The organism is Streptosporangium sp. LJ11, from assembly GCF_051918945.1.
In the GTDB taxonomy this organism is placed as follows: Bacteria; Actinomycetota; Actinomycetes; order Streptosporangiales; family Streptosporangiaceae; genus Streptosporangium.
Map to the genome: position 1 here is coordinate 146,038 of NZ_JBPXMB010000002.1, position 19,797 is coordinate 165,834.

General features: G+C 70.5%; 18 protein-coding genes. 16 read left to right on the forward strand and 2 right to left on the reverse strand.

What is annotated here, in order from left to right; translation table 11 throughout:
- Positions 1 to 201: 201 nt before the first annotated feature.
- Positions 202 to 1,446, reverse strand: coding sequence for an arginine deiminase (locus tag ACTOQ3_RS03240; RefSeq protein WP_440081918.1), 1,245 nt, complete (start codon positions 1,444 to 1,446; stop codon positions 202 to 204).
- A gap of 329 nt (positions 1,447 to 1,775) precedes the next feature.
- Between ACTOQ3_RS03240 and pyrR the strand changes: the two genes are divergently transcribed.
- The 14 genes from pyrR to metK all read left to right on the forward strand — a co-directional run bounded on the left by pyrR (position 1,776) and on the right by metK (position 16,879).
- A complete protein-coding gene (gene pyrR, locus ACTOQ3_RS03245) occupies positions 1,776 to 2,357 on the forward strand; it encodes a bifunctional pyr operon transcriptional regulator/uracil phosphoribosyltransferase PyrR (RefSeq protein WP_440081919.1) in 582 nt (193 codons plus the stop codon).
- Complete coding sequence (locus ACTOQ3_RS03250) at positions 2,354 to 3,283, forward strand: aspartate carbamoyltransferase catalytic subunit (protein ID WP_440081920.1); 930 nt, start codon at positions 2,354 to 2,356, stop codon at positions 3,281 to 3,283. Before pyrR ends, ACTOQ3_RS03250 begins: the two co-directional genes overlap by 4 nt.
- The gene (locus tag ACTOQ3_RS03255; protein WP_440081921.1) at positions 3,283 to 4,602 is read left to right on the forward strand and encodes a dihydroorotase; all 1,320 of its coding nucleotides are present in this window, start codon (positions 3,283 to 3,285) and stop codon (positions 4,600 to 4,602) included. The genes ACTOQ3_RS03250 and ACTOQ3_RS03255 overlap by 1 nt, the downstream gene beginning before the upstream one ends.
- A 214-nt stretch (positions 4,603 to 4,816) precedes the next feature.
- The gene (gene carA, locus ACTOQ3_RS03260; protein ID WP_440081922.1) at positions 4,817 to 5,998 is read left to right on the forward strand and encodes a glutamine-hydrolyzing carbamoyl-phosphate synthase small subunit; all 1,182 of its coding nucleotides are present in this window, start codon (positions 4,817 to 4,819) and stop codon (positions 5,996 to 5,998) included.
- Complete coding sequence (gene carB, locus ACTOQ3_RS03265) at positions 5,991 to 9,287, forward strand: carbamoyl-phosphate synthase large subunit (RefSeq protein WP_440081923.1); 3,297 nt, start codon at positions 5,991 to 5,993, stop codon at positions 9,285 to 9,287. Before carA ends, carB begins: the two co-directional genes overlap by 8 nt.
- A gap of 26 nt (positions 9,288 to 9,313) precedes the next feature.
- Entirely contained in the window at positions 9,314 to 10,189 is an 876-nt protein-coding gene (locus tag ACTOQ3_RS03270; RefSeq protein WP_440081924.1) for a dihydroorotate dehydrogenase electron transfer subunit, read from the forward strand.
- Positions 10,179 to 11,153, forward strand: coding sequence for a dihydroorotate dehydrogenase (locus ACTOQ3_RS03275; protein ID WP_344749601.1), 975 nt, complete (start codon positions 10,179 to 10,181; stop codon positions 11,151 to 11,153). Before ACTOQ3_RS03270 ends, ACTOQ3_RS03275 begins: the two co-directional genes overlap by 11 nt.
- Positions 11,150 to 11,863: an orotidine-5'-phosphate decarboxylase gene (gene pyrF, locus ACTOQ3_RS03280; protein ID WP_440081925.1), complete on the forward strand. Its 714-nt coding sequence runs from the start codon at positions 11,150 to 11,152 to the stop codon at positions 11,861 to 11,863. The genes ACTOQ3_RS03275 and pyrF overlap by 4 nt, the downstream gene beginning before the upstream one ends.
- A gap of 447 nt (positions 11,864 to 12,310) precedes the next feature.
- Positions 12,311 to 12,634, forward strand: coding sequence for an integration host factor, actinobacterial type (gene mihF, locus ACTOQ3_RS03285; protein ID WP_030909986.1), 324 nt, complete (start codon positions 12,311 to 12,313; stop codon positions 12,632 to 12,634).
- A gap of 194 nt (positions 12,635 to 12,828) precedes the next feature.
- Positions 12,829 to 13,401, forward strand: a complete 573-nt coding sequence (gmk, locus tag ACTOQ3_RS03290; RefSeq protein WP_440065464.1) for a guanylate kinase — start codon at positions 12,829 to 12,831, stop codon at positions 13,399 to 13,401.
- Between the two features lie 12 nt (positions 13,402 to 13,413).
- On the forward strand, positions 13,414 to 13,677 hold the full coding sequence (gene rpoZ / locus ACTOQ3_RS03295) for a DNA-directed RNA polymerase subunit omega (RefSeq protein ID WP_030909981.1): 264 nt from the start codon (positions 13,414 to 13,416) through the stop codon (positions 13,675 to 13,677).
- Positions 13,678 to 13,685: 8 nt separating this feature from the next.
- Positions 13,686 to 14,918: a bifunctional phosphopantothenoylcysteine decarboxylase/phosphopantothenate--cysteine ligase CoaBC gene (coaBC, locus tag ACTOQ3_RS03300; RefSeq protein ID WP_440065149.1), complete on the forward strand. Its 1,233-nt coding sequence runs from the start codon at positions 13,686 to 13,688 to the stop codon at positions 14,916 to 14,918.
- A gap of 148 nt (positions 14,919 to 15,066) precedes the next feature.
- Positions 15,067 to 15,435, forward strand: coding sequence for a hypothetical protein (locus ACTOQ3_RS03305; protein WP_350974026.1), 369 nt, complete (start codon positions 15,067 to 15,069; stop codon positions 15,433 to 15,435).
- A gap of 256 nt (positions 15,436 to 15,691) precedes the next feature.
- Complete coding sequence (metK, locus tag ACTOQ3_RS03310; protein WP_440065146.1) at positions 15,692 to 16,879, forward strand: methionine adenosyltransferase; 1,188 nt, start codon at positions 15,692 to 15,694, stop codon at positions 16,877 to 16,879.
- A gap of 91 nt (positions 16,880 to 16,970) precedes the next feature.
- On the opposite strand, the gene ACTOQ3_RS03315 is transcribed toward metK, so the two are convergent.
- Complete coding sequence (locus ACTOQ3_RS03315) at positions 16,971 to 17,441, reverse strand: ATP-binding protein (protein WP_440081926.1); 471 nt, start codon at positions 17,439 to 17,441, stop codon at positions 16,971 to 16,973.
- Positions 17,442 to 17,662: 221 nt separating this feature from the next.
- Between ACTOQ3_RS03315 and ACTOQ3_RS03320 the strand changes: the two genes are divergently transcribed.
- Complete coding sequence (locus ACTOQ3_RS03320) at positions 17,663 to 19,249, forward strand: hypothetical protein (RefSeq protein WP_440081927.1); 1,587 nt, start codon at positions 17,663 to 17,665, stop codon at positions 19,247 to 19,249.
- A gap of 86 nt (positions 19,250 to 19,335) precedes the next feature.
- Positions 19,336 to 19,797 (forward strand): hypothetical protein, encoded by a 462-nt coding sequence (locus ACTOQ3_RS03325; RefSeq protein ID WP_440081928.1) that lies wholly within the window; start codon positions 19,336 to 19,338, stop codon positions 19,795 to 19,797.

The window sequence follows — 19,797 nt, forward strand, 5'->3', positions numbered from 1 at the left end:
GACGACGGCTCTCCGGGAGGTATGAGGAGCTTTTCCGCACACGTCCCGCCGCACACGTCCCGCCGCACACGTCCCGCCGGACCAGGTTTCCGGGAGCCGAGCCGTCCGGACGGACCGAAGCTGCCTGGACGGGCCGAGTTGTCTGGATGGACCGGGCTGTCCGGACGGGCCGGGCCCTCCGGGCGGCGGGGAGGAGGGGAGTCAGATGCCGTCGCGTTCGAGCGGGCAGCTCATGCAGCGCGGGCCGCCCCGGCCGCGGCCGAGCTCGCTGCCCCGGATCGTGATGACCTCGATCCCGTTCTCGCGCAGGTGGTTGTTGGTGGTGGTGTTGCGCTCGTAGGCCACCACCACGCCGGGACGCAGGGCCAGCACGTTGCAGCCGTCGTCCCACTGCTCCCGCTCGGAGGCGTACACGTCCTGCGTCGCGCTGAGGACCTTGATGTCGTCCAGCCCGATCGCCCGCGCGATGGCCCGGTGCATGTCCTCGGGGGGATGGTCGGTGATCTTGAGTTCCTTCTCGTTGTCGCCGGGCTCGACGGTGTAGGAGGGCAGCATGCCCAGCCCCGCGAACTTGGTGAAGACGCCGACGTCCACGTTGGTCATGACCGTGTCCAGGTGCATGAAGGCCCGCGCCTTCGGCATGTCCAGCGCGACGATCCTCGTCGCCGCCCCTCGCCTGAACAGGCTCCGCGCGAGCATCTCGACGGCCTGGGGCTGCGTGCGCTCGCTGATCCCCACCAGCACCGCGCCGCGGCCGATGACGAGCACGTCGCCGCCCTCGATGGTGGCGGGCGCCATGGGGATGCCCGGCAGCCAGACGTTGTAGCCGCCCTCGTCCGGCCGGTCGTAGCCGGGCGCGAAGGCCGGGTGGTAGCGGTAGATCGCCTCCATGTTGACGGTCTCGCGGCGGCGGGCCTTCTTCCTCATCGCGTTGATCGAGACGCCGTCGTAGATCCAGCAGGAGGTGTCGCGGGTGAACAGGTGGTTGGGCAGCGGGGGCAGGACGAAGTCGTCCGGCTTGAGCGTGTGGAAGGCGAGGCTCTTGGGGTCGGTGCCCATCTCCACCATCTCGCGCTTGGTGATGCCGCCGGTGAGATAGCGCTGGAGCACGATGGAGTCCATCGAGTCCAGCGCGTTGCGGATGGCGTCGACGGCCATCGGGCCGAAGTAGCGCTCGTCGGCGACGCCGTCCAGGATGTGCTTGCGCGCCTCGGGGATCTCGACCGTCTCGTGGAGCAGGTCGGAGAGCATGTGGACGGTGACGCCCTGTTCGACCAGGAGCTTCTGCCACTCCTCGTGCTCCTCCACGGCGCGCTGCACCCACAGCACGTCGTCGAAGAGGAAGTCGTCCTTGTTCGACGGCGTGAGCCGTTTCAGGGCGAGTTCCGGCCGGTGCAGCAGGACCTGGTGGAGCCGGCCGACCTCGGAGTCGACGTGAAAGGCCATTTCTCTTCCTTCGCGGCTGGTGACGGGCGCGGCCGGTGACGAGGCCGCCGTGGCCGCCGGTGGCCGCCGGTGGCCGCCGGGCCGGCCGCGCCCGGGGTGTGATCGTCATGCTCCGCCTTGGTGCGGATGTAAAGCGCATACCCGGAAGAACCAAGGGGAAGTCAGCGATGATCGGGATATTTATTCTCTTTTGAGAAGATCGCTGGGCCGGATCTTCGGCGTTCGCGGAGCGGACCCCTGTTCGGGCGAGCCTTCACGCGGCTGGTACCGTGAAGGCGTTGACTTCCTTTAAGACCCGTCCCGTGAGGCGGGAAAGGTGGTGTTCCTCCTTGGCCGAGGCCATTTCGCGTTCGCTCCCGCATGCGCAGGGCAACGCCCGCGCCGTTCTCGAGGAGCCCGACATCAACCGGGCTCTCGTCCGCATCTCCCACGAGATCCTTGAGCGGACCAAGGGCGGTGAGAACGTCCTTCTCCTGGGCATCCCCACCCGCGGCGTCCACCTGGCCCGCCGCCTGGCCGCCCACATCAAGCAGTTCGAGGGCCGCTCGGTGCCCGTCGGCTCCCTCGACGTCACGATGTACCGCGACGACCTCCGGCTGCGTCCCGCCCGCGCGCTGGGCCGCACCGAGCTGCCCGCCGACGGCATCGACGGCAGGGTGGTCGTCCTCGTCGACGACGTCCTCTACTCGGGCCGCACCGTCCGCGCGGCCCTCGACGCCCTCAACGACCTGGGCCGCCCGCAGGCCGTGCAGCTCGCCACCCTGGTCGACCGGGGACACCGCGAGCTGCCCATCCGCCCCGACTACGTGGGCAAGAACCTGCCGACGTCCAAGTCCGAGAGCGTCAAGGTCTACCTGGAGGAGAACGACGGCCGCGACGCGGTCCTGCTGCTGAAGGAGGAGGACCGGTGAAGCGGCACCTGATCTCCGCGGCCGACCTGACCCGCGACGACGCCCTGCTCATCCTGGACACCGCCGACGAGCTGGCGAAGATCTCGGAACGTTCCATCAAGAAGCTGCCCACCCTGCGGGGCCGCACGGTGGTGAACCTCTTCTTCGAGGACTCCACCCGGACCAGGATCTCCTTCGAGGCCGCCGCCAAGCGCCTGTCGGCCGACGTCATCAACTTCTCCGCCAAGGGCTCCAGCGTCTCCAAGGGCGAGTCGCTCAAGGACACCGCGCTCACCCTGGAGGCGATGGGCGCCGACGCCGTCGTGATCCGCCACGGCGCCTCGGGCGCGCCGCACCGGCTGGCCGGCTGGGTGCGCGGCAGCGTCGTCAACGCCGGCGACGGCACCCACGAGCACCCCACCCAGGCCCTGCTCGACGCCTTCACCATGCGCCGCCGCCTGGGCCCGCTGGACGGCAGGAAGATCACCATCGTCGGCGACGTGCTGCACAGCCGGGTGGCCCGCTCCAACGTGCTGCTGCTGGCCACGCTCGGCGCCGAGGTGACCCTGGTCGCCCCGCCGACCCTGTTCCCGGTCCAGGTCGACTCCTGGCCGTGCGAGATCTCGTACGACCTCGACGCGGTGCTGCCCAAGTCCGACGTGGTGATGATGCTGCGCGTGCAGCGCGAGCGCATGAACGCGGCCTTCTTCCCCACCGAGCGGGAGTACAGCCGCCGCTACGGGCTCGACCGCGACCGCGTCGCCAAGATGCCCGACCACGCCGTCGTGATGCACCCCGGCCCGATGAACCGGGGCATGGAGATCGCGGCCGAGGTGGCCGACTCGCCGCGCTCGACGATCGTCGAGCAGGTCGCCAACGGTGTGACCGCACGCATGGCCGTTTTGTACCTGCTGCTCGGCGGCGCCGACCTCGGGGGAGAGATCTGATGAACGACCGCATCGGGGCCACGCGTGACGGCATCGTCATCAGGGGCGCCAGGATCCTCGGCGGCGAGCCGGCCGACATCCTGATCCGCGACGGCCTCCTGGTGGAGATCGGCCAGGGGCTGACCGGCGGCGAGACCGTCGAGGCCGAGGGGCTGATCGCCCTGCCCGGCCTGGTCGACCTGCACACCCACCTGCGCGAGCCGGGCCGCGAGGACGCCGAGACAGTCGACACCGGCACCCGCGCCGCCGCCCTCGGCGGCTACACCGCCGTGCACGCCATGGCCAACACCGAGCCGGTCGCCGACACCGCGGGCGTCGTCGAGCAGGTCTGGCGCCTGGGCCAGGAGGCGGGCCACTGCGACGTGCAGCCCGTCGGCGCCGTCACCGTCGGCCTGGGCGGTGAGCGCCTGGCCGAGCTCGGCGCGATGGCCGACTCCGCCGCGCGGGTCCGGGTCTTCTCCGACGACGGCAAGTGCGTCTCCGACGCGGTGCTCATGCGCCGCGCCCTGGAGTACGTCAAGGCGTTCGACGGCGTCGTCGCCCAGCACGCCCAGGAGCCGCGCCTGACCGCGGGCGCGCAGATGAACGAGGGCGCGGTCTCCGGCAGGCTGGGCCTGACCGGGTGGCCCGCGGTCGCCGAGGAGGCGATCATCGCCCGCGACTGCCTGCTCGCCGCCCACGTCGGCTCGCGCCTGCACGTCTGCCACGTCTCCACGGCCGGTTCCGTGGAGATCATCCGCTGGGCCAAGTCCAAGGGCTGGGACGTCACCGCCGAGGTGACCCCGCACCACCTGCTTCTCACCGACGACCTGGTCGAGGACTCCCCGGTCGGCTCCTACAACCCGATCTACAAGGTGAACCCGCCGCTGCGCACCCGCGCGGACGTCGAGGCGCTGCGCGAGGCCCTGGCCGACGGCACGATCGACTGCGTGGCCACCGACCACGCCCCGCACCCGGTCGAGGACAAGGAGACCGAGTGGGCCGCCGCGGCCATGGGCATGATCGGCCTGGAGACGGCGCTGGCCGTGGTCCAGGAGGCGATGGTGGACACCGGGCTGCTCGACTGGGCCGGCGTCGCCGAGCGCATGTCCCTCGCCCCGGCCAGGATCGGCAGGCTCCAGGGGCACGGACGGCCGATCGAGGTCGGGGCCCCGGCCAACATCACCCTCTACGACCCGTCGGTGCGTGCCGCGGTCGACCCGGCGGGCTACGCTTCCAAGAGCCGCAACACGCCCTACGAGGGCCTGACCCTGCCCGGCCACGTCGTGGCGACCTTCCTGCGCGGCAGGCCGACCGTCCTGGACGGAAAGCTCACGTGAGGGCTCCCGTCCGCCGCGCCCGGGCGACCGCAGTGACCTCTGTGACCGCCGTGTCCTTCAGGGAGGGCGCCTTGCGCCTTCCCTCCCCGGAACACGGGGGCCTCCCTCCCGCCCCGGGGCGCCGAGACGCCCCATCGGGCGGAGGGATGGCGACCCACCATGCCGGATATTTCATACTTTGCGGAGCTGTAACCGAGATGATCGGGGTGTGTGAGTGACCGCAGTGCTAGTGCTGGAAGACGGGCGCGTCTTCCGCGGGATCCCTTACGGCGCCGAGGGCGAGACCTTCGGCGAGATGGTCTTCAACACCGGGATGACCGGCTACCAGGAGACGCTGACCGACCCGTCGTACCACCGCCAGATCGTCGCGATGACCGCGCCCCACATCGGGAACACCGGGGTCAACGACGAGGACCCGGAGTCGTCGCGGGTGTGGGTGGCCGGATACGTGGTCCGCGAGCCCGCCCGGACGGCCTCCAGCTGGCGCTCCAACCGTTCCCTGGACGACTACCTCAAGGAGCAGGGCGTCGTCGGCATCGCCATCACCGGCACCCGTGCCCTCACCCGCCACCTGCGGGAGCGGGGGGCGATGCGGGCCGGGGTCTTCTCCGGCAAGGCCCTGGCGCCGGTCGAGGAGCTGCTGGAGCGGGTGCTGGGCAGCCCCGCGATGGAGGGCGCCGACCTGGCCGGGGAGGTCTCCACCCCCAAGCCGTACGTCGTGCCCGCGATCGGTCCCAAGCGGTTCACCGTGGCCGCCGTCGACCTCGGCATCAAGGCGATGACGCCGCACCGGATGGCCGAGCGCGGCTGCGAGGTGCACGTGCTGCCCGCCTCCGTCACCGCCGAGGAGATCCTCGCGCTCGGCCCCGACGGGGTGTTCTTCTCCAACGGCCCGGGCGACCCCGCCACCGCCGACGGCCCGGTGCGGGCGCTTCGCGGCGTCCTCGACGCGGGCGTCCCGTTCTTCGGCATCTGCTTCGGCAACCAGCTCTTCGGGCGGGCGCTGGGGCTGGGCACCTACAAGCTGCGCTACGGCCACCGGGGCGTCAACCAGCCGGTGCAGCACCGGGGCACCGGCAAGGTGGAGATCTCCGCGCACAACCACGGCTTCGCGGTACGGGCGCCGCTGGAGGGCGTGTTCGACACGCCGTACGGATCGGCGGAGGTCAGCCACGTCAACCTCAACGACGACTGCGTCGAGGGGCTGCGGCTGCTGGACCGCCCGGCGTTCAGCGTCCAGTACCACCCCGAGGCCGCGGCGGGCCCGCACGACTCGGCCGGCCTGTTCGACGACTTCTGCGCGTTGATGGCGGGCGAGCGGGGAACGGTCGGTGAGGTGAGCGCTGACACGGGCGCGACCACGAGCACGAGTACGGGGGGAAGCAAGGGTGCCTAAGCGCACGGACATTCAGTCGATCATGGTGATCGGCTCAGGGCCGATCGTGATCGGCCAGGCCTGCGAGTTCGACTACTCGGGCACCCAGGCCTGCCGGGTGCTGCGCGCCGAGGGCTTCCGCGTGATCCTCGTCAACAGCAACCCGGCGACGATCATGACCGACCCCGAGTTCGCCGACGCCACCTACGTCGAGCCCATCACCCCCGACATCGTCGAGAAGATCATCGCCAAGGAGCGGCCCGACGCGCTGCTGCCCACCCTGGGCGGGCAGACCGCGCTGAACACCGCGATCTCCCTGTACGAGGCCGGGGTCCTGGAGCGCTACGACGTCGAGCTGATCGGCGCCGACGTCGACGCCATCCAGGCGGGCGAGAACCGCGAGCTGTTCAAGGGCATCGTGGCCAAGGTCGCCGCCGAGCGCGGCCTCAACGCCGAGTCGGCGCGCTCGTTCGTCTGCCACGGCATGGACGAGTGCCTGGCCGCCGCCGGCGAGCTGGGCTACCCGCTGGTGGTGCGGCCCTCCTTCACCATGGGCGGGGTCGGCTCGGGCTTCGCGCACGACGAGGAGGGGCTGCGCCGCATCGCCGGGGCGGGCCTCGACGCCTCGCCGACCACCGAGGTGCTCCTGGAGGAGTCCATCCTCGGCTGGAAGGAGTACGAGCTGGAGGTCATGCGCGACCGGGCCGACAACGTGGTGATCGTCTGCTCGATCGAGAACATCGACCCGATGGGCGTGCACACCGGCGACAGCGTCACCGTGGCCCCCGCGCTGACGCTGACCGACCGCGAGTACCAGAACATGCGCGACGTGGCCATCGCGGTCATCCGCGAGGTCGGCGTCGACACCGGCGGCTGCAACATCCAGTTCGCCGTCGACCCGCGCACCGGCCGCATGGTCGTCATCGAGATGAACCCCCGCGTCTCGCGCTCCTCGGCGCTCGCCTCCAAGGCCACCGGCTTCCCGATCGCGAAGATCGCCGCCAAGCTGGCCATCGGCTACACCCTGGACGAGATCCCCAACGACATCACCAAGGAGACCCCGGCGTCGTTCGAGCCCTCGCTCGACTACGTCGTGGTCAAGGTGCCGAGGTTCGCGTTCGAGAAGTTCGCCGGGGCCGACCAGACCCTGACCACCCACATGAAGTCGGTGGGCGAGGCCATGGCGATCGGCAGGTCCTTCCCCGAGGCCCTGCAGAAGGCGCTGCGCTCGCTGGAGAAGAAGGGCGCCTCCTTCACCTGGGCCGGGGAGCCGGGCGACAGGGACGAGCTCCTGGCCGCCTGCCGCGTCCCGCACGACGGGCGCCTGTTCACCATGCAGCAGGCCATCCGCGCCGGGGCCACGATCGAGGAGCTGTCCGAGGCCACCTCCGTCGACCCCTGGTTCCTCGACCAGCTCTTCGCGATCGACGAGGTCGCCGCCGAGCTGCGCGACGCGCCGCAGCTGACCGCCGAGGTGCTGACCCGGGTCAAGCGGTACGGCTTCAGCGACGCGCAGATCGCCGAGCTGCGCGACATGACCGAGCCGCGGGTGCGCGACCTGCGCCACGCCCTCGGCGTCCGCCCGGTCTACAACACCGTCGACACCTGCGCCGCCGAGTTCGCCGCCCAGACCCCCTACCTGTACTCCACCTACGACGAGGAGACCGAGGTCCCCCACGGGGAGCGTCCCAAGGTCCTCATCCTCGGCTCGGGACCCAACAGGATCGGCCAGGGCATCGAGTTCGACTACGCGTGCGTGCACGCCTCCTTCGAGCTGTCGGCCGCCGGGTACGAGACCGTCATGGTCAACTGCAACCCCGAGACGGTCTCCACCGACTACGACACCTCCGACCGCCTCTACTTCGAGCCGCTCACCCTGGAGGACGTCCTGGAGGTCGTCCACGCCGAGCAGCAGACCGGTCCCGTGGTGGGCGTCATCGTCCAGCTCGGCGGCCAGACCCCGCTCGGCCTGGCCCAGGCGCTCAAGGACGCCGGGGTCCCGATCGTCGGCACCTCGCCCGAGTCGATCCACCTCGCCGAGGAGCGCGGCGCGTTCGGCAGGGTCCTCGCCGAGGCGGGCCTGCCCGCGCCCAAGCACGGTGTCGCGGTGACGGAGGACGAGGCGCTGGCCATCGCCGCCGAGATCGGCTACCCGGTGCTGGTGCGGCCCTCCTACGTGCTGGGCGGCGCCGGGATGGCCATCGTCTACGACGACGACACCCTGACCTCCTACATGGCCAAGGCGGGCGCGGCCAGCGACCACCCGGTGCTGGTGGACAAGTTCCTCGACGAGGCCGTGGAGATCGACGTCGACGCCCTGTTCGACGGCGAGGAGCTCTACCTCGGCGGCGTGATGGAGCACATCGAGGAGGCCGGCATCCACTCCGGCGACTCGGCGTGCTCGCTGCCGCCGATGACGCTGGGCGGCTACGACATCAAGCGCATCCGCGCCGCCACCGAGGCCATCGCCAGGGGAGTGGGCGTGCGCGGCCTGCTCAACGTGCAGTACGCCATGTCCGCCAACATCCTGTACGTGCTGGAGGCCAACCCGCGCGCCAGCCGTACGGTCCCGTTCGTCTCCAAGGCCACGGCGGTGCCGCTGGCCAAGGCGGCGGCCAGGGTGATGATGGGCGCCACGGTGGCGGACCTGCGCGCCGAGGGCCTGCTGCCCGCGACCGGCGACGGCGGCACCATGCCGCTGGACGCGCCCATCGCGGTCAAGGAGGCCGTGCTGCCGTTCAACCGCTTCCGCGGCGTGGACATCGTGCTCAGCCCCGAGATGCGATCCACCGGCGAGGTCATGGGGATCGACGAGTTCTTCGGCACCGCCTACGCCAAGTCGCAGGCCGCCGCGTACGGCTCGCTGCCCACCAAGGGGCGGGCGTTCGTCTCGGTGGCCAACCGCGACAAACGCGCGATGATCTTCCCGGTGAAGGCCCTCGCCGACCTCGGCTTCGAGATCCTCGCCACCGAGGGCACCGCCGAAGTACTGCGCCGCAACGGTGTCCATGCCAAGATCGTGCGCAAGCACAGCGAGGGGACCGGCCCCGAGGGCGAGCAGACCATCGTCCGGCGCATCCTGGACGGGGAGGTGGACCTCATCGTCAACACCCCCTTCGGCAGTCCCGGCCAGTCGGGGCCGCGCCTGGACGGCTACGAGATCCGCACCGCCGCGGTGTTGCGCGCCATCCCCTGCATCACCACCGTCCAGGGACTCGCCGCGGCCGTACAGGGCATCCAGGCGATCGTCCGCGGTGACATCGGCGTACGGTCCCTCCAGGAGCACGCGAAGCGTTTGCGGAGCGGCTGAGGAGCGGGGCCGGTGCCTTAGCGGAGGTGAGGGAGACGCCTGTTACTCCGGTACAGGTGACCGGCACGGTGCTGACGACGCGCCGCGTCGACGCCTACCATGCGCTGACCGTGGTGGCGCCCGGCATCGCCGAGCGCTTCCGCCCCGGCCACTTCGTCGGGGTGGCCGTCGGCGGGGCGCGGACGTCGATGCTGACGCGCCGCGCCTTCTTCGTCCACGACGTCAAGCCCGACTACGGCGGTACGGTCGAGTTCGTCTTCTCCGTACGAGGTCCCGGCACGGCCTGGCTGGCCGGGCGCCGCGCCCGCGACACCCTCGACCTGGTGGGCCCGCTCGGCCGCCCGTTCCCGCTGCCCAGGGACCCGGTGACCTGTGTCCTGGTCGGCGCCGAGCACGGCTCGGCGACGCTGTTCACCGTGGCCGACGCCCTCCAGGGGCGCGGCTGCCGTGTCGACTTCGTCCTGGGCGCGGTCTCCGCCGACCGGGTGTTCGGCGCCCTGCGCGCCAGGAGGATGGGGGAGACCACCACGCTGACCACCGAGGACGGCTCCCTGGGCATGCGCGGCCGGGTGACCGACGTGCTGCCCGGGGTGATCGCCGACGTGCGGGCCGACGCCGTCTACGCCTGCGGCCCGATGCCGGTGCTGCGCGGCGTCACCGCGGTGGCGGTCGAGTTCGACATCCCCGTCCAGGTGGCCGTCGAGGAGGGGATGGCGTGCGGGATCGGCGTGTGCATGACGTGCGTGCTCCCGGTCATCGGGGACGACGGTGTAACCCGGATGGTGCGCTCGTGCGTCGAAGGACCGGTCTTCAGGGGCGAGCGCGTCCGCTTCGACGACGTCGGCACGATCCCGTTCGACGCGCTGGGAGCGCCCGGTGGGGGAACGCGGAATGCCGGTTGACATGCGGACGTACCTGGGGCACGTGGAGCTGGTCAACCCCGTCACCACGGCCGCCGGGTGCGCGGCATCGGGCTCGGAGCTGGCCCAGTTCTTCGACCTCGCCAGGATCGGCGCGCTGACCACCCGGTCGATCACGATGGCCCCCAGGGCGGGCCGCCCGACCCCCAGGATGGCCGAGACGCCCTCGGGCATGCTCAACGCCGTCGGGCTCCAGGGGCCGGGCGTGGACGCCTTCCTGGAGCGCGAGCTGCCCTGGCTGGCCCAGCGGGGCGTACGGACGGTGGTGTCCATCGGCGGCGGCACCGTGGCCGAGTACACCGCGCTGGCCCGCAGGCTCACCGACGCGCCCGGGGTCACCGCGGTGGAGGTCAACCTGTCCTGCCCCAACATCGAGGACCGGGGCCGGGTCTTCGCCCGCGACGGCGCGGCCTCCGCCGAGGTGATCGCCTCGGTGCGCTCGGTGATGCGCTACGACGTGCCCGTGGTGGCCAAGCTCTCCCCGGACGTCGTGGACATCGTGAGCGTCGCCCGCGCGTGCGTGGACGGCGGCGCCGACGCGCTCTCGATGATCAACAACCCGCTCGGCATGAGCATCGACACCGAGGCCATGCGCCCCGCGCTCGCGGCCGTCACCGGCGGCCTGTCGGGACCGGCCATCCGGCCGCTGGCCGTACGCTGCGTGTGGCAGGTCCACGCGGCCCTGCCCAGCGTGCCCATCATCGGCATGGGCGGCGTGCTGACCGGCAGGGACGCCTTCGAGCTCATCCTCGCCGGCGCCTGCGTCGTCGCCGTGGGGACGGCGCTGTTCCACGACCCCTACGCCTGCCTGCGCATCCTCCGCGAGCTGGAGGAGCTCCTGGCGGCCCGGGGGTTCCACCGGCTGGCCGACGCGGTCGGACTGGCCCACCGCCCGCCGGGGGCGTCCTCCCGGCATCGGATAGATCTTGAGGAGAGTTCCCTGTGACGCCCGCACCCATCGCCGTCGCCCTGGACGCGCCAGACCTCGAGACCGCGGCCCACTGGGCGAGCCTGGTGACCCCGCACGTCACCACCGTCAAGGTCGGGCTGGAACTCTATCTCCGCTACGGCCCCGACGTGATCGCCTCCGTCCGCGGGGCGAGCGGAGTGCGGATCTTCCTGGACCTGAAGCTCCACGACATCCCCAACACCGTCGCGGGCGCCGCCAGGGCCGTGGCCCGCCTCAAGCCCGCCATCCTGACCGTGCACGCCGCCGGGGGCCCCGCGATGATCCGCGCGGCCGTGGAGGCCATGCCCAACACCCAGATCGCGGCGGTGACGTTGCTCACCTCGCTCTCGGAGGCCGACCTGGACCAGATGGGCGTCAACGGCCCCTCGCAGGACGCCGTGCGCCGCCTGTCGGCGCTGGCCGTCGCCGCGGGCGCCCAGGCCCTCGTCTGCTCGCCGCGCGAGGTCGCCGCGGTGCGCGCGGAGGTCGGGCCCGACATCACCCTCATCACCCCCGGCGTCCGTCCCGTCGGCGCCGCGAGCCAGGACCAGGCAAGAGTAGCGACCCCCGAGCAGGCGCTGGCCGACGGGGCCGACCTTCTCGTGATCGGCCGCCCGATCACCGGCTCCGCCGATCCCGGCGCGACGGCCGCGGGCATCGCCGCCGCCCTCCGGCGCGTCTCCGCCGCCACGGGGCACGGCGCGTGACACGGCCCGGGAAGCGGCCCGGGAAGCGGTCCGGGAAGCGGTCCGGGAAGCGGTCCGGGAAGCGGTCCGGGAACCCGCCGGGCGGTCGTGGGCGGCGCGCCCGCAACCCTGCCGGGCGTCACGCGTGGCAGGGTCCGGAAGCCGCCGGGCGTCACGCGTGACGGGGTCCGGAGACCGCCGGGCGTCGCGGGTGGGGTAACGCCGGGAACCACCCGGTTTCGCGTGTGAGGGGACGCTGGAGACCGCCGTGCGTCGCGGGTGAGACAACCCCTGAAAACTCGGCGTTGAGAGCAGTTTCGTCGACATAGAGCAACTCGGCGAGCACGGAAAGTCACGAAGTAGATTTTCTAGGGGGATAAAGTGGCCTTGACGTTGCTTGAAGCGCCATGACCAGCTAGTTTCCCTTCCCGTCCGAGTACATCGACAGGAAATTCGAGGTGACCCGGCGTGGCTCTTCCTCCCCTTACCCCTGAGCAGCGCGCCGCAGCCCTAGAGAAGGCTGCCAAGGCCCGCCGAGAGCGTGCCGAGGTGAAGAACCGCCTGAAGCACGGTGCGGTCTCTCTGGCTGAGGTGCTCAAAGACGGGCAGGCCGACGACGTCATCGGCAAGATGAAGGTTTCGGCCCTTCTCGAGTCGCTTCCCGGCGTGGGCAAGGTCCGCGCCAAGCAGCTCATGGAGCGGCTTGGAATCGCAGAGTCCCGCCGCGTGCGGGGCCTGGGTACGAACCAGCGAGCTTCGCTCGAGCGTGAGTTCGGCGGGGCCGAGAGCTAGTCTCGGTTCATACGACCACGCTCGCCCCACATGGGGGACGGCATCACGGGGGGTTTGGAGTGACCGGAACGTCGTGGTCCGACGAGAGTCGGACTCCGGAGGCAACCGCCGAGGGCGGGGCCGGTCGCTTCACATCCCCAGCCGGAGGTCCGGAGGGGGCGCCAGCCTTCCCCGGCCTCTCGGCCGGTAAGCGCCTGACGGTCCTGTCCGGGCCGTCGGGCGTCGGCAAGTCCACGGTCGTCGCCGAGCTTCGGCGGGCACACCCCGAGGTGTGGCTGTCGGTCTCGGTGACCACCAGGAAGCCCCGTCCGGGGGAGACCCACGGCGTCGAGTACTTCTTCGCCGACGACGAGGAGTTCGACCGCCTCGCCGCCTCGGGCGAGCTGCTGGAATGGGCCGAGTTCGCCGGCAACCGGTACGGAACCCCGCGCGGCCCCGTGCTCGAGAAGCTCGACGCCGGGGTGCCCACGCTGCTGGAGATCGACCTCCAGGGCGCCAGGCAGGTCCGCGCGACCATGCCCGAGGCACTGCTGGTCTTCCTGGCCCCCCCGACCTGGGGAGAGCTGGAGAAGCGGCTGCGCGGCCGGGGCACCGAGCCCGAGGACGTCATCGCCCGCCGCCTGGCGGCCGGCCGGATCGAGATGGCGGCCGAGCAGGAGTTCGACCTGACACTCGTCAACACGTCCGTCCAGGGCGTATGCCATCGGCTGATAGCCTTATTGGCTGATGCTCCCGAGGATTCGCGCCTCGGACGTTCACCTAGCTAGGGGAAATCACACGTGGCAACCAGCGCCGCCTACTCCGAAGGCATCACCAACCCGTCGATCGACGCCCTGCTCGACATCGTCGACAGCAAGTACAGTCTCGTGATCTTCGGCTCCAAGCGGGCGCGTCAGATCAACGCCTACTACTCCCAGCTCGGCGAGGGCCTGCTCGAGTACGTCGGCCCGCTCGTCGAGACCCACGCGCAGGAGAAGCCGCTGTCCATCGCGCTGCGCGAGGTCAGCGAGGGCCTGCTGACCTCCGAGCCGATCGAGGGCTGAACCACCTCGTGCGGACCCCAGAAGAAGCCGGGTCTCCCGGCAGACCCAGGGTCGTCCTCGGTGTGAGCGCGGGCATCGCCGCCTATAAGGCGTGCGAGCTGCTGCGCCTGTTCACCGAGTCGGGTCACGACGTGCGCGTGGTCCCGACCAGGGAGGCGCTCCGCTTCGTCGGTGAGCCGACCTGGGCCGCGCTGTCGGGCAACCCGGTCACGACCGACGTCTGGGAGTCCGTGCACGAGGTGCCGCACGTCCGCATCGGGCAGGGCGCCGACCTGGTGGTCGTCGCGCCGGCCACCGCCGACGTGCTCGCCAAGGCCGCCCACGGGCTGGCGGGCGATCTGCTGACCAACACCCTGCTCACCGCGCGCTGCCCGGTGGTGTTCGCCCCGGCGATGCACACCGAGATGTGGGAGCACCCCGCGACCCGCGCCAACGTGGCCACGCTCCGCGAGCGCGGCTCGATCGTCGTCGACCCCGCCGTGGGCCGCCTGACCGGCGCCGACACCGGCCCCGGCCGGCTGCCGGACCCGAAGGAGATCTTCGAGGTCTGCCGCGCGGTTCTCGCCGGACGCTCCGCCGACCTGGCGGGGCGCCGCCTGGTGATCTCCGCCGGGGGCACCCGCGAGGCCATCGACCCGGTCCGCTTCATCGGCAACCGCTCCTCGGGCCTGCAGGGCTACGCGCTGGCCCGCACGGCCGTCGCCCGCGGAGCCGAGGTCACCCTGGTGGCCGCCAACGTCGGCCTGCCCGATCCGGCGGGCGCCCGGGTCGTCCGGGTCGAGTCGGCCCTGGAGCTGCGCGCCGCCGTGCTCGACGCGGTGGAGGGCGCCGACGCCGTGGTCATGGCCGCCGCCGTCGCCGACTTCCGGCCCGCGGCGCGAAGCGGATCGAAGATCAAGAAGACCGCCGACGAGCCTGACGCCATCCATCTTGTGAAAAATCCTGACATCTTGGCTGAGCTGGGTGAGCGGCGCCGCGAGGGGCTCAAGCCGTACCCGCGGGTGATCGCGGGATTCGCGGCCGAGACCGACGACGTGCTCGCCAACGGGCGGGCCAAGCTCGCCCGCAAGGGCTGTGATCTGCTCGTCGTCAACCAGGTCGGCGACGGCCTCGCCTTCGGCACGCCCGACAACGCGGCCGTGGTCCTGGTCGCCGGCGGGGAGCAGGTCGAGATCCCCCGCGGTCCCAAGGAGGCCCTCGCCGACACGGTCTGGGACCTCGTCGCCGCGCGCCTGGCCTGACCACTCGCGGTAGACCGCCTCCCGGCGGATCCCGGCCGTTTGCCGGAGCTCGTCTCCCGGTGGATCCGACCACTTGCCGTCGGCCACCTCCCGGCGGATACTGCCTCCGAGATGACCTGCGTTGTCGCGGCTGGGAGGGGTTTCGATCATGCCGGTCGCCGCCGCCGTCAGGGCTCGATGCCGGGCCCTGCTCCCTCCGGGGGAGGAGATCCACTACGTCCTGCCCGCGCTGTCGGTGGGCACCCCGGTCATGGCGACCTTCCTCATCGTGGTCACCGACCGCACCATCTGCGTGATGTCCACCAAGTTCTTCGACCGCGACGCGCCGACCTCGGTGTACGCCACCCACTCCCGGCGCACCCGGCTCGGCCCGCTGGAGTTCTCCGCGGGCGCGGCCATCGAGCTCGGCGGCATGGTGTTCGAGATCGACGAGGAGTACGCCGCGGTGGTCGCCGCCGCCGACGCCGAGGTCTTCGCCCCCGAGACGCTGCCCCCCGATCCTCTGCCCGATTTGTGAGCTAAATGCCGTTTTTCGGGTTTCTGTCGGTGGGGTGATCGAGCCCTCCCCGCATCGCGGACGCACGCGGTTCCGACGTGGATTCCGGTCAGCCGGCGCTCTTTCCGGTACGCGATCCAAGATTTTAGGGTGACATGATCTGAGACGATTTCGCGGCCTCACATCAGGTGGGGCTAGAATTCGCCGGAGCGCTACTGGTGTCCGCCGACGCCAGAGCCCCCAGACGCCAGCAGCCGCTGCATGAGGAGCCACTGACTTGTCCCGTCGCCTTTTCACCTCCGAGTCGGTCACAGAGGGCCACCCGGACAAGATCGCCGACCAGATCAGTGACGCGATTCTCGACGCCATGCTCAAGGGTGACCCCAAGAGCCGTGTCGCGGTCGAGACGCTGATCACCACCGGTCAGGTCCACGTCGCCGGAGAGGTGACGACGGAGACCTACGTCGACATTCCCGGTCTCATCCGCGAGAAGATCCTCGAGATCGGTTACGACGCCTCGCACAAGGGCTTCGACGGCGCCTCCTGTGGCGTGTCGGTGTCCATCGGGGCGCAGTCGCCCGACATCGCCCAGGGTGTCGACGACGCCTACGAGAACCGCGAGGGCGAGGCCGGCGACGAGCTCGACCGCCAGGGCGCCGGCGACCAGGGCCTGATGTTCGGCTACGCCTGCCGCGAGACCCCCGAGCTGATGCCGCTGCCGATCCAGCTGGCGCACCGCCTCGCCGAGCGCCTGTCGCAGGTCCGCAAGGACGGCACGGTGCCCTACCTGCGTCCCGACGGCAAGACCCAGGTCACCGTCGAGTACGACGGCGACAGGCCCGTCCGGCTCGACACCGTGGTGGTCTCCACCCAGCACGCGGCCGAGATCGACCTCAAGGAGATGCTCGCTCCCGACATCAAGGAGCACGTGGTCGACCCGGTCCTGGCCGGCCTGGAGATCGCCACCGAGGGCTACCGCCTCCTGGTCAACCCGACCGGCCGCTTCGAGATCGGCGGCCCCATGGGCGACGCCGGCCTGACCGGTCGCAAGATCATCGTTGACACCTACGGCGGCATGTCCCGCCACGGTGGCGGCGCCTTCTCCGGCAAGGACCCGTCCAAGGTCGACCGCTCGGCCGCCTACGCCATGCGCTGGGTCGCCAAGAACATCGTGGCCGCCGGTCTGGCCGACCGCGCCGAGGTCCAGGTCGCCTACGCCATCGGCAAGGCCCACCCGGTCGGCGTGTTCGTCGAGACCTTCGGCACCGAGAAGACCGACGTCGAGAAGATCCAGCAGGCCGTGCTGGAGGTCTTCGACCTGCGCCCGGCCGCGATCATCCGCGACCTCGACCTGCTCCGCCCGATCTACTCGGGCACCTCCGCGTACGGCCACTTCGGCCGCGAGGGCTTCTCCTGGGAGTCCACCGACCGCGCCGACGCCCTGCGCAGCGCCGCCGGTCTCTGACCCGCACCGCCTTTCCCGTACGGCCCCCGTGATCTCCTTCGCGGGGGCCGTACGCGTTCCCGGTCCCGTCCCGCGGGATGCCGGGTTTCCATCACGATTGCGAGGATGAGGGCCTCTCGCCGGTGAACTGGGCCCAGACGGCGTGGCCGTGGGTTCGGGTGCCCTGGCAGCCGACCTGGGAAGCCAGGGCGGTGACAAGAAGGAGGCCCCGGCCGCTCTCGCCGAGGAGGGCCGGGCGGGGGAGAGCGGGTACGGGCCCCTGGCCGGAGTCGTGGACCGTCACGCGGGTGGCCTCCGGCCTGCGGACGACCTCGACGACGAACGTGCCGTACGGCCGTCCGCTGGCGGTGTGGCGGACCGCGTTGGCGGCGAGTTCGGCGACGACCTGCTCCGCGTCCTGGCCGAGGGGGGAGTCGACCAGGAGGAACCGGACGAAGCGTCGAGCCTCGGGAACCTGGGAGGGGCGGCCGGGGAAGGTCCGCCGCCAGGTCATGCCGCCGGGGCGGAGCCGGACCATCGCCTCGATCAACTCCGGGGCCACGCCGTCGTGGGTAGCGGTCATGTTGTCTCTCCTGGTCGGCGGAAATCGTCAGGAGAACGGTGACCCGGCCCTCGGGGAGCAGTGAACCCCCGGGTCGTCGGCGAGGAATTACCCCACTCCCACCACCCCTGACCTGCGCGAACATCTGTTCCGACGGTCGAAGATCTCCACTTTTCCACCGGACTGTCATTCTCCGTCACCGGAGCAATACGATCCGTGTGTGTTCGAGGAGGGGAGCGAGGGTGCCCGGAGAGGGATATCGGATCCTGCTGGGATGCAGGCGGCGCAGCGAGGCTCTGCGAGCCTGTTCCCTCACGTTCGACCAGATCGCCGGCGTGTTCGCCCTCGACCACGCGGTCAGCCCGCTGCGCCTGTACCGCTACGCCCACGGGCGCACGGCGGGTGACGTGGTGGCCGCCTACAACGACCTCGACCCGGCGGGCACCGCCACCCTGCGTGTCCCGCGCTTCTACGACTACGAGGCGTGGCCGCAGGCCGGGCGACGTCCCGGCGCAGGGGCCGTCGCCATCTTGGCCCGCGTCTACCAGACCACGGCGCGGCGTCTGCTCACCGACGAGGTGTACGCCTCCTACGGCGTACACGACCGGGACCTGCTCGACCAGGCCGACCATCGTCACCTCGACGCGAACCACCCTCGCCAGGTGTCCGCACCGGCCGTCCCGGGCACCAAGGGAACGAAGGCACTTCCCCCACTCGTTCCCGTGCCCGCGCCCGCCCGCTGTGCCGACCTGCTGCGCGCGGTCGGCGCAGAGGAGGCCGACGTGAAACGCCGCGAGCTGCTCTTCGAACTGGCCCTGCTCCTGGGCGGGACACCGGCCCTGGGCCTGCTGCGCCACCTCACCCCGCCGGAGCGGGAGCGCCTGGCAGCGGCCGCCCGGCACCAGGGCCCGATCGACGCGGCCACCATCGACGTGCTGGAACGGCTCACCGCCCGCCTGTGGACCATGGACGAATCATCGGGCCCCCGGCGAGTCCTGCCGGTCGCCGAGGCCAAGCGCGCCATGGTCGACGACCTCCTCAAGCGGGGCTCCCTCACCCCGGCCCTGCGCGAGCGCCTGCTTCGCGTCCACTGGAGCCTGAGCCACATGACGGGCTGGTGCTATTTTGATCTGCTGGATTATGCCGCGGCCGCCTGTCGGTACGAGGAGGGACTGGCTGCGGCGCACGAGCTGAATGCGCCCGCCTTCCTAGCTCATATGCACGGGTTGCTGGCTGATATGGCACTTCACCGGGGAAAGCCCACGGTCGCCATGGACCATGTCTTCGCGGCTGACGGCTGGGCCAAGAGCAGTGGTAACCGTCTGCAGCAAGCGGCGACCTTTCTCATTGTCGCCCGTGTGCTCTCGAGGACGAGGTCCGACGATGAAGGTCTCCGCGTGCTCGACCGTGCCATCTCACTGGCGGGAAGGAATCGGGAGGCCAGTGATCTTCGGCATCTCTTCTGGTGTAACCAGGATCGTGTCGCACGCCATGCCGTCTTCTGCCTGGTCGGTCTCAAACAGCCCGATCGAGCGATCAGCGCGGCGGATCCGATCATGGCAGAGATGGGGTCCGGCTCGAATCGATCCGGCTGGAATCGCGAGCGGGGCATCCTGACTCTCGAATACGCGACCGCACTGATTCAAAAGCGAGAAATCCCGGCGGCCGTCGCCATGATCGGTGAGGCCGCCCAAATCACCGCGCGACACAGCTCTGCCAGACTCGTTCACTCCGTACGGCGAACGCGCGTCGAGCTTCAGCCTTGGGAGGGCAACAAGCACGTCCGGGACCTGGATGAACGGTTGCGCTCGCTGTCCGTCGTGGTCTGACGTGTTCAGGCACTCTTCCTGGAAATCGCTTGGTTATCAGACATCATTGGGTCTGGGGATGTTGGCCGACGTGAACGGAGAGCTCTATGGTGCGCCTTGCTTCCGCCCCTGTCGGGTCGGCTGTGATCGTCGCCTTGGGGATATTGGCGTTGGGAGCGTGCTCTTCTGAGCCTCCGGGGCCGACGGCGGCTCAGGCCGAAGCGACGTTGAAGGCTGACATCGACTGGTTGGTGAAGTCGACCCACGCAAAAGATGTCACGGTGACGGACGAGGGTGGCAAGGACATCCCCTGCGGAGAGGGGAAGGCAAAACGAACGTATGGGGTTGCCGGAGTGGACGCTTCCAGCGTCGACGAACCGGTCATCATCTTCAACATGCTGACCGGCGGCCTGGGGAAGCGCGGATACAAGGTTGTTTCTGTCGACTGGAAAACGCCGAGCAATGAGTCCGTCAAGGGTGAATCGCGTGTCAAAATCACGGTTGATTCTTCGCGTAAAAAGCACTTCGAGCTCTCCGGTGAGACTCAATGCCTTAAGGTCGCTTTGTGA

What these genes read in the sequence shown, in the direction of transcription:
- ACTOQ3_RS03315 (WP_440081926.1), bottom strand. Translation starts at nt 17,441, where the DNA reads ATGACCGCTACCCACGACGGCGTGGCCCCGGAGTTGATCGAGGCGATG.
- ACTOQ3_RS03325 (WP_440081928.1), top strand. Translation starts at nt 19,336, where the DNA reads ATGGTGCGCCTTGCTTCCGCCCCTGTCGGGTCGGCTGTGATCGTCGCC.
- ACTOQ3_RS03255 (WP_440081921.1), top strand. Translation starts at nt 3,283, where the DNA reads ATGAACGACCGCATCGGGGCCACGCGTGACGGCATCGTCATCAGGGGC.
- ACTOQ3_RS03240 (WP_440081918.1), bottom strand. Translation starts at nt 1,446, where the DNA reads ATGGCCTTTCACGTCGACTCCGAGGTCGGCCGGCTCCACCAGGTCCTG.
- ACTOQ3_RS03305 (WP_350974026.1), top strand. Translation starts at nt 15,067, where the DNA reads ATGCCGGTCGCCGCCGCCGTCAGGGCTCGATGCCGGGCCCTGCTCCCT.
- ACTOQ3_RS03275 (WP_344749601.1), top strand. Translation starts at nt 10,179, where the DNA reads ATGCCGGTTGACATGCGGACGTACCTGGGGCACGTGGAGCTGGTCAAC.